At 62.2% G+C, this 12,614-nt stretch carries 15 protein-coding genes; 5 read left to right on the forward strand and 10 right to left on the reverse strand.

Annotated features, from left to right (window positions below; all coding sequences use genetic code 11):
* The first annotated feature begins 90 nt into the window (after window positions 1-90).
* Window positions 91-1,077, forward strand: coding sequence for a Gfo/Idh/MocA family protein (locus tag C5J26_RS14725; protein WP_105402402.1), 987 nt, complete (start codon window positions 91-93; stop codon window positions 1,075-1,077).
* Between the two features lie 6 nt (window positions 1,078-1,083).
* Here the strand turns inward: C5J26_RS14725 and C5J26_RS14730 are convergent, their stop codons facing one another.
* Complete coding sequence (locus C5J26_RS14730) at window positions 1,084-1,458, reverse strand: GtrA family protein (RefSeq protein WP_105402403.1); 375 nt, start codon at window positions 1,456-1,458, stop codon at window positions 1,084-1,086.
* Window positions 1,455-2,453, reverse strand: a complete 999-nt coding sequence (locus tag C5J26_RS14735; protein ID WP_105402496.1) for a glycosyltransferase — start codon at window positions 2,451-2,453, stop codon at window positions 1,455-1,457. Before C5J26_RS14735 ends, C5J26_RS14730 begins: the two co-directional genes overlap by 4 nt.
* Before the next feature lie 137 nt (window positions 2,454-2,590).
* Here C5J26_RS14735 and C5J26_RS14740 point away from each other — a divergent pair, with 137 nt between their 5' ends.
* Window positions 2,591-4,432, forward strand: a complete 1,842-nt coding sequence (locus tag C5J26_RS14740) for a hypothetical protein (protein ID WP_245441168.1) — start codon at window positions 2,591-2,593, stop codon at window positions 4,430-4,432.
* Between the two features lie 19 nt (window positions 4,433-4,451).
* On the opposite strand, the gene C5J26_RS14745 is transcribed toward C5J26_RS14740, so the two are convergent.
* From C5J26_RS14745 to C5J26_RS14755, 3 genes are all read right to left on the reverse strand, one after another.
* Complete coding sequence (locus C5J26_RS14745; protein WP_105402405.1) at window positions 4,452-4,682, reverse strand: hypothetical protein; 231 nt, start codon at window positions 4,680-4,682, stop codon at window positions 4,452-4,454.
* A gap of 140 nt (window positions 4,683-4,822) precedes the next feature.
* Complete coding sequence (locus C5J26_RS14750) at window positions 4,823-5,095, reverse strand: hypothetical protein (RefSeq protein WP_105402406.1); 273 nt, start codon at window positions 5,093-5,095, stop codon at window positions 4,823-4,825.
* 18 nt (window positions 5,096-5,113) lie between these two features.
* A complete protein-coding gene (locus tag C5J26_RS14755) occupies window positions 5,114-5,377 on the reverse strand; it encodes a hypothetical protein (protein ID WP_046603024.1) in 264 nt (87 codons plus the stop codon).
* A 301-nt stretch (window positions 5,378-5,678) separates the two neighbouring features.
* On the opposite strand from C5J26_RS14755, the gene xseA reads away from it, so the two are divergent.
* Together xseA and C5J26_RS14765 are read left to right on the forward strand one after the other, a co-directional pair.
* Window positions 5,679-7,286: an exodeoxyribonuclease VII large subunit gene (xseA, locus tag C5J26_RS14760; protein ID WP_105402407.1), complete on the forward strand. Its 1,608-nt coding sequence runs from the start codon at window positions 5,679-5,681 to the stop codon at window positions 7,284-7,286.
* On the forward strand, window positions 7,286-7,879 hold the full coding sequence (locus tag C5J26_RS14765) for an NAD(P)H-dependent oxidoreductase (protein ID WP_105402408.1): 594 nt from the start codon (window positions 7,286-7,288) through the stop codon (window positions 7,877-7,879). The genes xseA and C5J26_RS14765 overlap by 1 nt, the downstream gene beginning before the upstream one ends.
* Here C5J26_RS14765 and C5J26_RS14770 read toward each other — a convergent pair whose 3' ends face one another.
* The 4 genes from C5J26_RS14770 to C5J26_RS14785 form a co-directional block, all read right to left on the reverse strand.
* Window positions 7,880-8,821 (reverse strand): cyclase family protein, encoded by a 942-nt coding sequence (locus C5J26_RS14770; protein WP_172745863.1) that lies wholly within the window; start codon window positions 8,819-8,821, stop codon window positions 7,880-7,882.
* A gap of 110 nt (window positions 8,822-8,931) precedes the next feature.
* Window positions 8,932-9,219: an addiction module antidote protein gene (locus tag C5J26_RS14775; RefSeq protein ID WP_105402410.1), complete on the reverse strand. Its 288-nt coding sequence runs from the start codon at window positions 9,217-9,219 to the stop codon at window positions 8,932-8,934.
* Window positions 9,219-9,515: a type II toxin-antitoxin system RelE/ParE family toxin gene (locus C5J26_RS14780; protein WP_105402497.1), complete on the reverse strand. Its 297-nt coding sequence runs from the start codon at window positions 9,513-9,515 to the stop codon at window positions 9,219-9,221. The genes C5J26_RS14775 and C5J26_RS14780 overlap by 1 nt, the downstream gene beginning before the upstream one ends.
* A gap of 50 nt (window positions 9,516-9,565) precedes the next feature.
* Complete coding sequence (locus C5J26_RS14785; RefSeq protein ID WP_105402411.1) at window positions 9,566-10,819, reverse strand: aminopeptidase; 1,254 nt, start codon at window positions 10,817-10,819, stop codon at window positions 9,566-9,568.
* Between the two features lie 79 nt (window positions 10,820-10,898).
* Between C5J26_RS14785 and C5J26_RS14790 the strand changes: the two genes are divergently transcribed.
* On the forward strand, window positions 10,899-11,708 hold the full coding sequence (locus C5J26_RS14790; protein WP_105402412.1) for a hypothetical protein: 810 nt from the start codon (window positions 10,899-10,901) through the stop codon (window positions 11,706-11,708).
* Between the two features lie 18 nt (window positions 11,709-11,726).
* Here the strand turns inward: C5J26_RS14790 and C5J26_RS14795 are convergent, their stop codons facing one another.
* Complete coding sequence (locus C5J26_RS14795) at window positions 11,727-12,614, reverse strand: MBL fold metallo-hydrolase (protein WP_105402498.1); 888 nt, start codon at window positions 12,612-12,614, stop codon at window positions 11,727-11,729.

Here is a 12,614-nt window from a genome sequence, read left to right on the forward strand (position 1 = left end):
TCACTTTTTCAAGCGCCGCATCCGGCCTGCCGTTGCGTGGGTGTCGGCAGGCCAATAAGGTGCGGCAACAATACCATAGGGAGGCTCAACATGCTGCGTTTCGGAATCTTGTCGACTGCCAGGATCGGCCACGAACAGGTGGTGCCGGCGATTCAGGACGCGGAAAATTGCGTCGTCACCGCGTTTGCCAGCCGCGATCTCGCCAAGGCCCGGGCGCTCGCCGACCGTTTCGGCGCCCCGCATGCCTTCGGTTCCTACGACGAGATGCTGGCTTCCGACGTCATCGACGCGGTCTATATTCCGCTTCCGTCCAGCCAGCATGTCGAGTGGTCGATCAAGGCCGCCGAAGCCGGCAAGCACGTCCTCTCCGAAAAGCCGATTGCGATCAAGGCGAGCGAGATCGAGGACCTGATCAAGATGCGGGACCGCACCGGCAAGCTGATCTGCGAAGCGTTCATGGTGACTTACGCGCCGGTCTGGCTGAAGGTGCGCGAGCTCCTCAACCAAAAGGCGATCGGCGAGCTGAAGCACGTCCAGGGCTCGTTCAGCTATTTCAACCGCGACCCGTCCAACATGCGCAACATCCCGGAACTCGGCGGCGGAGCGCTGCCGGATATCGGTGTCTATCCGACGATCACGACGCGTTTCGTCACCGGCCAGGAACCGCAGCGGGTGCAGGCGCGGGTGGAACGCGATCCGGGCTTCGGCACGGATATCTATTCCAGCGTCAAGGCGGATTTCGGTTCGTTCGAAATGACCTTCTACATCGCCACCCAGATGGCGGCCCGGCAGCTGATGGTCTTCCACGGCACCGAGGGTTACATCGAGGTCAAGTCGCCGTTCAATGCCGGCCGCTGGGGTGCGGAGGAAATCGAACTCACCAATCAGAACCACGCGGTATCGCAGATCTTCCGCTTCCCGGACAGCCGGCAATACAAGCGCCAGGCGGAAGCCTTCGCAAAGGCCGCCTGGGGCGAGCCGGTCGAAGTCGTGACGCTCGAGAATTCGCTGAAGAATCAGAGGTTCATCGACGCCATCTATCGCGCCGGCGGGCACGACGGTTGGGAAGCGGTCTGAACGACATTATTGCCGGAAGACAAAGCGCGAATAGCCGAAGAAGCTGTAGGCCATCGCGGTGAGCGAAGCGAAGATAACCGCAATAACCGGCTGCAGGAGTGGCGCGCGGTACATGAGTGCCGAATAGATAGCGTAGTTGACGACCGCCGACGTGGTGCCGACCGCCCAATAACGGACGCCTTCGACGGCAAGCGAATGTCCGGAGGAGCCAAAGGTAAGTCGCCTATTGACGAGCCAAGTAAAGGCCATGGCGGTCATGATCGCCGGAATGCGGGCGAGAAACGGGCCGAAGCCCCAGATCCCGATCAGGACATGAGTAAGCCCTGCATCGAGGAGAAACCCGCCGCCACCTGCTATCAGGAACCAGAAGAGACGTTTCATGCGGCGGTCTTGCCGGCTTTGTTACGCCGGATGGGTAGGATTTCAGGCGGGGTCGCTTCGGCCTGCTGAGGCAGGCCCATATAATGGATGCGCAATTGCTCGGCCCGGCCCCGCGAGACGGAGTCGAGGATCAGTCCAGCGGTGAAGATCAAGAGCGACACCAGCATCAGCGCCAGCGAGAAGACCCATGTGGGCATGCGCTCTACAAGCCCGGTCTGGAAATAGGCGACCAGCACCGGCGCCATGAAGACAAGGCTTGCCGTCATGAAGGCGCCGCTGATCAGGCCGAAAAACGCGAAGGGCCGCGTCTCCTTCATCAGCATGGCGAACATCCAGAGGATCTTGGCGCCGTCCTTGAAGGTCGAGAGCTTGGAATGCGAGCCTTCCGGGCGCCTTCCGTAGTCGAGTTCGATTTCGCAGACCGGCAGCTTGAGCAGCGAGGCATGCACCGACATTTCGGTCTCAATCTCGAAGCCGCCTGACACCGCCGGAAAGCTTTTCACGAAGCGGCGTGAGAAGGCCCGGTAGCCGGAGAAGATATCGGTAAAGTCGGGCGCGAACATCGTCCGGTAGAGGAAGTTGAACAGCCGGTTGCCGGCGGCGTGGCCCTGCCGCCCGGCATCCGCATGTACGCCGCGCCGGGTGCCGACCACCATGTCGGCGCGCTCGGTCAAAAGCGTGCGGACCAGTTCTTCCGCATCCTGCGGCGCATAGGTGCCGTCTCCGTCGGCCATGATATAGATGTCCGCATCGATATCGGCGAACATCCGGCGCACCACATGGCCCTTGCCCTGCCGGCGCTCGCGCATCACCAGGGCGCCTGCGAGCATGGCCTGGAGCGCTGTGCCGTCCGTGGAGTTGTTGTCGTAGACAAAGATCCGGGCGCCCGGAAGCGCCTCGCGGAAACCGCGCACCACGCCGGCGATGGTCATGGCTTCGTTATAACAGGGCAGCAGGATTGCGATGTCGAAATGGCCGGTCAGGGCGTCGGTCATGTTGTTCACTCGATACACTGAAAACCGAACGCGGGAGTTTCCCGTGCCGCGGACTTTACTATTTCTTGGGAAGGTTAAGGCTAGGTTTCCTCGACCCTCGAAACAGGCGAAAAGTCCGCACCAAGATGACGGAAAACATGGCAGACAGATCCTTATCGAGGGCGGCGGGCCAGCCCGCTGCTCCGCTATTGTCGCGGCTCCTGCCTGCGGTGGCTCTTTATGCGGTCATCACCGCCGCGATAGCCCTCGCGTTTTTCCTCTCCGACGCCAAGGATTACGTCGGAGCCGACAATGACGACGTCATGCGGCTCGTCGAGATCCGGGATTTTCTCGGCGGCCAGAACTGGTTCGATCTGACCCAGTACCGGCTCGGTCTCGAGGGCGGCACGCTGATGCACTGGTCGCGGCTGATCGATCTGCCGATGGCGCTGCTGATCCGGCTGTTTTCGCTCTTCCTCACCCCGGATAAGGCCGAAGCCGTCGTTGTCACGATCTGGCCTCTTCTTCTGGTACCGCTTATGTTTCTGCCGCTCGGCTTGGCTGTCCGCCGGCTGGCGGGCGTCGCGGCCATGCATATCGCGCTAGGCCTCGGTGCGCTCTTCGCCCTCGGCTGCGTCCGCTTCAAGCCCGGTTCCATCGACCATCACAATGTCCAGCTCATGCTCGTCATGTGGATGGCCGCCATGCTGGTCGATCCGCAGAGGCGGGCATCGAGCTATATCGTCGCGGCCGTTGCCTGTGCGCTGGCACTGGCGATCGGCGCCGAAACGACGCCTTTTGTTGCCGTCGTCTGTGTCTGCGTTGCGCTTCAGTGGGTTTGGCACGGCCAGGCATTTTCCCAACCGGCCCGTTTTTTCGGCCTGTCGCTTGCGCTGTCCGTCTCGGCGGCCTTCTTCCTGACGATCCCGCCGCGCGCCTATGCGATCGTCACCTGCGACAACTTCTCACTTGGCTTCTATGCCCTTTCCGCCTTGGGAGGAGCGGCGCTGTTTCTCCTCGCGAGCCTGCCGAGACAGCCAGGTCGCATCGTCCGCATCGCCCTGGCCGGCGTCACCGGCGGTCTCCTTCTTCTGACCACCCGCATCATCGCGCCGCAATGCCTCTCCGATCCGTTGAGCACGCTCGACCCGCTATTGGTCGAGCTTTGGTTGAACGGCGTGACGGAGGCGCGTTCGTTTCTGGCCGAGGCCCGGACCGAGCCGGAAATGGTGGGCGGATTCTACGCGGTCGGGCTCTTTGCGATCGTGGTCTGCCTTGTCCGCAGCCTGAGGCGGGAGAAGACGGAACTCCATCTCGTGCTTCTGGCGCTGATCGGGGTGTCATGGGGGATCGCGCTGCTGCAGGTGCGTGGCGCTTTCTTTTCCAACATGCTGGCCATCCTGCCGTTATCGCTGCTGATCGCCGACCTACGGCGCACCTCCGCGGCCGATCCTAAAAATCCCAGTGCCGCCTTTGCCTATATCAGCGCGGTGCTGATGTCCGTTCCGGTCGTCTGGGCCCTGGGTGGCGTCCTTGCTGTGCATGGCTGGAAACAGGCGGCCGACATGCGGGCGCTTTCGAGTGCCGGCATGTTCGCTGGCGAAAGCGGCGAATGCGGCGATGCGGCGGATATGGCTGTGCTGAACACATTGCCTGCGGGCGTCATAGCCGCGCCCTCGAACAGCGGGGCGGATATCCTGCGCTGGACTCCTCACAGGGTCCTGACCGCCCCCTACCACCGCAACCAGAAAGGCATGCTGACCGAACTCTATATCGGTCTCGCCCAGCCCGGCGAGGCGAAGGCCTTCATGAGAGGGGCGGGCGTGACGGCGCTCGCCTTCTGCAAGACCGATCCGCAGACTGATGGCCTGATCAGGCGCAAGCCGGACGGGCTCTACGCCAACCTCGCCCGTGGTCAGGTGCCCGATTATCTGCAGCCCTTGGGACAACCGAGCAAAAGCGGTTTCCGTCTCTACAGGGTGCTGCCGGACAAGAATTGATTGCGGGGATGAAATGCGCTCACGCCGTGCGGCGGGTATCCAAGGCGAAAAGGCCGGTGAGGAACCCGATCAGGCCGGCATTGTAGCCGAGGATGGCAATCAGCAGATTGAAATAGGACGCCGGGCCGGGTGACACAGCGGTCGCAAGCGCGAATGTCGCGGTGATCATGACAGCGATAAAAGCAATCGAGAACGCGGACCGCATCATGCCGACGCAAATGCCAATCGATGCAGCGGTCAGGAAAAGCACTCGGATATCTCCTCATCGGCCTCAAGGGAAACGAACGTATTAGTAATCTGCTAATAAATGCTTTCGCCCCAATGCGTGGCGTGGTCAATGCACCCGACGACGATTTCGATACGATCTGATTCGTTGCAGCCAAGCCATGTTCAGTGGCTCTGGTCTTTGCCCGAAGCGCCGCGGTCCACAAGATATGGCGTCAATGAACTTGGCAGTTCTCCTCGCCAGACAAGCCGGACGTGGTAACCGGAGACCGGAGAGGTGAGCACGACGACCTCGCCCTCGAATTCGGCTGTTTCTCCGGTCGGCTTTCGGATGATGCCGTCACCCGAGACGGGATCGAACGCGATGCCGATCTCGCCGAGCACGGACATTGCCTGCGGCCTGTCCTCGAAGCGGAGCAGCAGGATTTCACACCGCATTGCCGCCCGCCGCTTTTCTCAAACGAGACCGGCGATCGCCACCGCCGTCGTGCCGGTCGCAAATACGCGGGTCACCCGTAACGGAAGCAGGCCGCCGGCCGGTACGTTCGAGAGTGTCAGTGTCTCGCCGGACAGCATGCGGACGGACAGATGGCCGCCGGTCCCCACATAGAGCGCGCGCGTTGTCTCCGGCAGGTCGGCGCTGTCGCTGGGCGTGATCGCAAATCCGGAAGCGGCGGGGCCGGAGAGCGAGGCTTGAGTATTGGCGAAACGGTCTGGCATGGGCGAAATCTCCTTGAATATCGTTCGCCTTCATTGTCGCTCTCCTCTCTCCAGCGGGGAAAATGCGAGGCTTAAAAAGCGCTGTACCGGAGTTTTTCTGCTTCTCACAGAAAAGGAAATGTGGCGTACCCGGCAAAAGAAAAGGTGCAGCGTCAAATGCTTGCCTGCCAAGGAACGAACGGCCAGGCTCCAACGCATTGTCGGGCGGGCCTTTCGAAGCGGCCGTTTGCCGGCCGCATCCTCCCCGTTTCTGCCGTCCGGGAATGGTGAAATCGCCGCGCTCTTCCTTTAGAAGAAAAGGATGACCAGTTTGCTCGACAACGATTCGCCCACGAACCTCACCGAGTTTTCGGTGTCGGAACTGTCCGGCTCGATCAAGCGCACGGTAGAGAACGCGTTCGACCATGTGCGGGTGCGCGGCGAGATCTCCGGTTATCGCGGCCAGCATTCGTCGGGCCACGCTTATTTTTCGCTGAAGGACGATCGCGCCCGGATCGACGCCGTGATCTGGAAGGGCACCTTCCCACGGATCAAGTTCCGCCCCGAAGAAGGGATGGAAGTGATTGCGACGGGCAAGATCACCACCTTCCCGGGCTCCTCGAAATACCAGATCGTCATCGAGAACCTGGAGCCGGCGGGTGCCGGCGCGCTGATGGCGCTGCTCGAAGAACGTCGGCGCAGGCTTGGCGCGGAGGGCCTGTTCGACCAGGCGCGCAAGCGGCAGCTGCCCTTCCTGCCGCGGGTCATCGGCGTCGTGACCTCGCCGACCGGCGCGGTCATCCGTGATATCCTGCACCGCATCGCAGACCGGTTTCCGGTGCATGTCATCGTCTGGCCGGTCAAGGTGCAGGGCGAAGGGTCTGGCGACGAGGTGGCGGCCGCGATCCGCGGTTTCAACGCGATCGTGCCTGGCGGACCGATCAGGCGGCCGGACGTATTGATCGTCGCGCGCGGCGGCGGCAGTCTCGAAGACCTCTGGAGTTTCAACGACGAGGCGGTCGTGCGCGCTGCGGCGGACAGCCAAATCCCGCTGATATCGGCCGTCGGCCACGAGACCGATTGGACGCTGATCGACCACGCCGCCGACGTCCGTGCGCCGACGCCGACAGGTGCCGCCGAAATGGCGGTGCCGGTCAAGGCGGACATGGAAGCGCAGCTCGCCAATCTGACGGCCCGCCTGCGGGGTGCCGCCAGCCGGCAGATGGACCTGCGCCGCCAATCGGTGCGGGCGCTGGTCCGCGCGCTGCCGTCCATTGACCAGCTGCTGGCTTTGCCGCGCCGTCGTTTCGACGAGGCGGCGGCTGGTCTCGGCCGCGGGCTGGAGCGCACGACGGTGGTCAAGCGCCGCAGTTTCGAGCGGGCATCGTCGGGATTGCGTCTTGAACTTTTGACCAACCGTCTTGTCCAGCAGCGGCAATTGCTGGCCGACCGGCTGACGCGCAGCGACCGTTGCCTGGAGCGGCAATTGCTGAAGGAGAACAACCGCGTCGCCAAGGCCGGTGCTTCGCTTTCGGCGCTTCCCGCAAGGCTGCTGGGTCATCTGCAGCGCGAGCGCCAACACCTCACGTCGATGGCCCGTCATGCGGATACGGCGATCTCGCACACGCTGATACGCAGCCGCGCGGCAATCACCGCACAGGATCGCGTTCTGCAATCGCTCTCCTACAAGAACGTGCTGAAGCGCGGCTTTGCCGTCGTGCGGGGTGAGGACGACCGGCCGCTGACGCGCGCCGCGGGCATCGGCGAGGGGCAGGGTATCTCCGTGGAATTCGCCGATGGGCGGATTACGGCGGTGACGGGCGAGGGTGGCGATCCTGCGGTACCGTCCGTCGCGCCGCCTCAGCTCAAAAAGCGGCCGTCGAAATTGGAGCCGGGCGGAAACGCGCCGAAACAGGGCACGCTCTTCTGATGCATGTCCTCCTGGTGCTTGCCCATCCGCTGCCGGAAAGTTTTGCGCATTCGGTTGCCCGTCTGGCGCGCGAGACCCTGGAGGCCGGCGGCCACACGGTCGATCTGCTCGATCTTTATGCGGAAAGCTTCGATCCGCGGCTGACGGAACGCGAACGGCGCGGTTATTTCGATGTGCCCTACGACACATCGGAGGTGGCGGACCTGGTGGCGCGGCTGCAGAAGGCCGAGGCGCTGATATTGGTCTTTCCGCAATGGTGGTTCAACCTGCCGGCGGTGCTGAAGGGTTTCTTCGACCGGGTCTTTGCACCAGGCGTCGCCTTCCGCCACGACAAGGCCGGCGGAAGGATCGTCCCGTTGCTCACCAACATCCGCCATTTCTGGGTCTTCACGACCACAGGTTCGCCCTGGTGGGTGGTGAAGTTCTACATGGGCGATCCGGTGCGCCGCCAACTCAAGCGCGGCATCGCTGTCTTCTGCAACAGAAAAGCCGAGTTCCGGATGCTGGCGCTGCACGACATGGACCGCGCCACGGCAGAAAAGCGCGGGCGGCATCTGGAGCGCGTCAAGGCCGCGCTCCAATCCTTGCGATAGTCAGCGCACCCGCATGCCGGCCTTCTCGTCGAAATGCAGCGGCTTGTCGAATTTCTGAAGCGGCGCCTCCGGCACCGAGCCGATCGTCACGCCGAATTGCCAGTCCGGCGGGCATATGGCGATATAACGGGCATACCCGCCGACACCACCGCCGAATTTCGGATAGCCGATTGCTACCAGCGCACCCGTTTCCGGCACCTTGTCGAGGTTCGCCACGCCTTCCGCCTGCGCGAACCCGTTGTGCATCAGCCAGTATTCGCCTTCGAGGTTCGGTGTCGTATCGGTATCGAGCGGCTCGTGGCCGTGAAACAGGATCTTTCGCTCCAGATGCAGGAATTTCAACGCATTGAGGCTGACACCGGGAAACGGCTTCGTCGTGGAAAGCGAGGGATCCGGCCATTTCTTGTACCAGCCGGAGCGGACGAACACGACGGAGCCTTCCGGGATCCTGCCGTTCTTCTTCTCGAAATCGGCGATGTCGGAGACCTGCAGATGATAGCCGGCATCGGTCTTCACCTTGTCCTCGATATTGATGACGACGAGCGGCCGCACGGCATAGGTGGCGGGAAGTTCGTCGATCGCCGCATACTCGGGCGCCCAATGGGCCGGCGGATCGAGCTGCGTACCGAGCTGGTCGGTGGCGAGATTGTAGGTGGATGCGGCGAAACCATGCTTCTCATAGGTGAAGGTGTCGCCCTTCTTGGCATAACTATCCAGATCGACGCCGGCCGCGGCCTGACCGAAGGCTGATTTGCCGAAGCCCGCCCATACCGGGATATTCGGCGTGATCGTGTGGGTGAGGTCCACATATTTGGCGCCCTTCAGGGTCTCGTTATAGACCTTCCAGAGACCGGGCTCCTGGGCGGAGACGCTGGTGACGGGCGCAATGGCGAGAAGTGCCGCGCCGAGCGGTGCAGCCAGACGCATAAGAGAAATGGGCATGCTGTTTCCCTCTTTTCGGATTGTCCTGATCAGCGTGAGCCGACACATCGAGCGTGCCGGCGCGTTCAGTTTCCTGTCGTAAAAGAGGGAAAGTCAACTCTGCCGGGAAATCAGGAATGGACCTTGGCGGTCAACTCGATCCCCAACGACTTCATTACCGCAATCGTCGTTTTGAGCGTCGGGTTGCCGGTTGCGCTGAAGGAACGGTAGAGCTGCTCTCGGGAAAGGCCGGTGTCCTTGGCAATCTGCATCATCCCCTTGGCGCGGGCGACCACCCCCAAGGCATGCGCAATGTAGGCCGCGTCCTCCGTTTCGAAAGCTTCGGCCATAAATGCCGCAATCGCCTGATCGGAGCCCAAGTCTTCGGCTGGATCATAAGCGGTTAGTTTTTCAGCCATCACTCACTCCATTCCATCGCGAGTCGCTTTGCAGCCTTGATGTCCTTTGCCTGGCTGCTTTTGTCGCCGCCACAGAGGAGAACGATCAGGACATTGCCACGCTGCTGAAAGTAGATGCGGTAGCCCGGGCCGTGGTGAATGCGCAGTTCACTGACACCTTCACCAACGGGAGCCGCATCACCAGCATGCCCGAAAGCGAGCCGGTCCAGACGCGAGGCTATCAGTGCGCGAGCCCGCTCGTCCTTCAGACGCGTGCGCCATTTCAGAAACGTTTCCGTCTGCTTGAGCTCGAACACGGACCACATGTAGTTTAAAAACTACATGTGGTCAACGGATCATGAGCTTATCAGGCCCACTCGCCCTTGCGCATTACCGGCACCTTTGAGCCGTCGGCGCGCAGGCCGTCGATGTCGACCTTGTCGGAGCCGATCATCCAGTCGATGTGGATCAGGCTCGAATTGCCGCCCTGGGCCTTGATCTGGTCCTGGCTGAGCGACGCACCGTCGAGGAAGCACTTCGAGTAGCACTGGCCGAGCGCGATGTGGCAGGAGGCGTTTTCGTCGAACAGGGTGTTGTAGAACAGGATGCCGCTTTTGGAGATCGGCGAGGAATGCGGCACCAGCGCCACTTCGCCCAGCCGGCGGGCGCCTTCGTCGGTATCGAGCACCTTGTTCAGCACTTCCTCGCCCTTCGAAGCCTTCGCCTCGACGATCCGGCCGCCTTCGAACTTCACCTGGATGTTGTCGATCAGCGTGCCCTGGTGGGAGAGCGGCTTGGTGCTGGAAACATGGCCTTCGACCTTCAGCGCATGCGGCGTGGTGAAGACCTCTTCGGTCGGGATGTTCGGGTTGCAGGTAATGCCGTTCTTGGCTGTCGAGGCGCCGCCATGCCATTCGTGGCCGTCGGCAAGCCCGACCGTCAGGTCGGTGCCCGGACCGGTAAAGTGGAGTGCGGAAAAGCGCTCGCCATTGAGCCATGTCGAGCGCTTCTTGAGATTGCCGTTGTGTTCGGCCCAGGCCGCGATCGGATCGACGAGATCGACGCGCGAGGCGGCGAAGATCGCGTCCGCCAGCTTGCCGACTGCGACGTCTTCCGGAACGTCCGGGAATACCTGGCGTGCCCAGGAGGGGTTGGGATAGGAAACGATGTTCCAGTTGATGTCGAAATTGGCGATCTTTTCGAGCGCTGGCTTGTAGGCAATGGAATTGGCCTTGTTGGCGCGCGCCACTTTGGCGGGGTCCTGGCCGGAGAGCATCATCGGGTTGTCGCCGGAGATGGCAAGCCGCGCGGCGCCGTTGGCATAAGCCTTGGCCATGCCGTCGTAGAGCCAGTCGGACGCCTTGTCGAAGCTTGCATCGGACGCGTATTCGTAGCGCGCGAGCGTCGTTTCTTCGTCGGAATAGAAGGTCGAAACGATGCCGGCGCCGGCGATATACGCGTGTTTGGTGAGGAGCCGCACGAGCGGCAGGGCGGCGAGTGGTGCCGTGATCACCAGATCCTGGCCCTTCTCGAGGCGCAAGCCCACCTTGATGGCGACTTCCGCCAGCTTTTCGAGCTTTTGAGGATCGACGACTGTTTGAAAATTCGGCACGATTGTCATGTTAGACCTCACCTGATTTCTGTGATCGAAGAGACTTAAAGAGGTTTGGGGCAAAATTGAAGCTGAGGGAACCACGTTCATGAAAACCGCCTTGCTGTGTGCCGTCCTCTTCGGCGCTTCGGCTTTTCCCGGTCTCTCGGCCGACTTTGCGGCGACCATGTTCGATCATCAGGTGGCCATCGCATCCGATGACGATGAGGAGAAACTGACGATCGACGGCCGGCAGGTCCATTCCAACCGGTTCCTGCTGATCGAGAATGTCGGTCTGGTCGCGGGTGTACCGTTCGTCGTGGTGGTGAGTTCGGACGGCGGCAACGCCTGCCCGGGTTCGCCCCTGGTCGTCTCGTTCCCGCAGGATGAGGAGCCGCGTGTCGATGAGCCGATAGACGATTGCCGCGGCGCTGCCTCGATCACCATGGAGGACGATCACCTTCTGCTTGCGACGCCGGCGGTTGCCGGCCAGCCGAGCCTGCGCTGGACCTGGACGCCCGAAAAAGGTTTCGCCGAGGCCGGCAAGGTCGCCTTCCAGCCGAGCGCGACGATGGGGTGGGATGACATGAAAAAGGCGGAGCACCCGTCCGACCTCCTCGGCATCGGGCCGATTGCCGAGGCGGCAGATGCAATGCTCGGCGAGCATAAGCAGGAATTCGAGAGTTCCATCACCGGGCCGGGCAGCGGCGCCTACAAGAACGGTTTTTATATCGGCGAGGCCTGTATGCCGCATATGTGCACCGAGGCCGAGGCATTGATCGCGGCGGATATTTCCGCCAGAAAGCTCTATCTCGCCTGGAAGCCCGAGGGGAAGAAGATCATCCTGCGTCCAGCGGTGCGCAGATGGCCGGCCCCGGCGCTCGCCGCTCTCAAGGAGTGGTCGGCAAAGTGGCCGTGACAGCGGGGCGATGCTTTTTCAACGCGACAGCGCGGCTCTGACCGCGGCGATGTTGCTGGCATGAACCTCCTCGTAGGGCGCGAAATAGAGCACGGCGCCCGAGGCGATTTCCTCCTCGACGAAGGATTTCAAGGAGGGAGCGATATCCTGACCTGCGGCGATGGCGCCTGCCATATGGCGCAGATAGGCGCGGTTGGCATCGATGAGGTCCGGCCCATAACCGCCCGACGCAATCCGCTCCGCATCGCCGTGCGCCGGCAGGATTTTTGCGATCGGCCAGGAGGCCATCCGGGCGAGCTCCGCGATATGCGTGCCGATCTCGGCGGCTTCCGAAATATAGGTGACGGTGTCTTCCAGGGTGTCGCCGGCGAGCAGAAGCCGTTCGTCCGGCATCCAGACCACGTTGCCGTCGGCGCTGTGGATGGCGAAATGGTGCAGTTCGATCCGGCGGGTGCCGACCGTCAGGTCCAGCCGGCCATCGAACAGGGTGGTCGGCATGACGAGGGGTGAGATCGGCGGGTTGGCGCTCTCGATCTTTTCGCGGTTTTCTTTCAGCTTCTCGGCCGTCAGCGTCAGCGCGATGATTTCGCAATCCGAAAAGATCGCGTTCCCGGCAATATGATCCTTGTGCCAGTGACTGAGCACGACGCGGATCTTCGTGACGCCGAGCCCCTCCAGATGGGTGCGGATCGCCTTGGCGTGGTCGAGCGAGATATGCGTGTCATAGACGAGCGCCTCGCCCTGATCGACGATCGCGTAGGAGGCGATGCCGAGCGAATAGGCGCCGTCGTCCAGCCAGTTCGCGGTTTTCGCATGCAGCCGTTTGCCGGGCACCCGCCCGTCGTAATAGGCAAAGATCCCCGGATAGGGCTCGAGAATTCGAAGGGTCGAGGTCATTTCACTCAT

The sequence above is a fragment of the Neorhizobium sp. T7_12 genome (genome assembly GCF_002968535.1).
In the GTDB taxonomy this organism is placed as follows: Bacteria; Pseudomonadota; Alphaproteobacteria; order Rhizobiales; family Rhizobiaceae; genus Neorhizobium; species Neorhizobium tomejilense.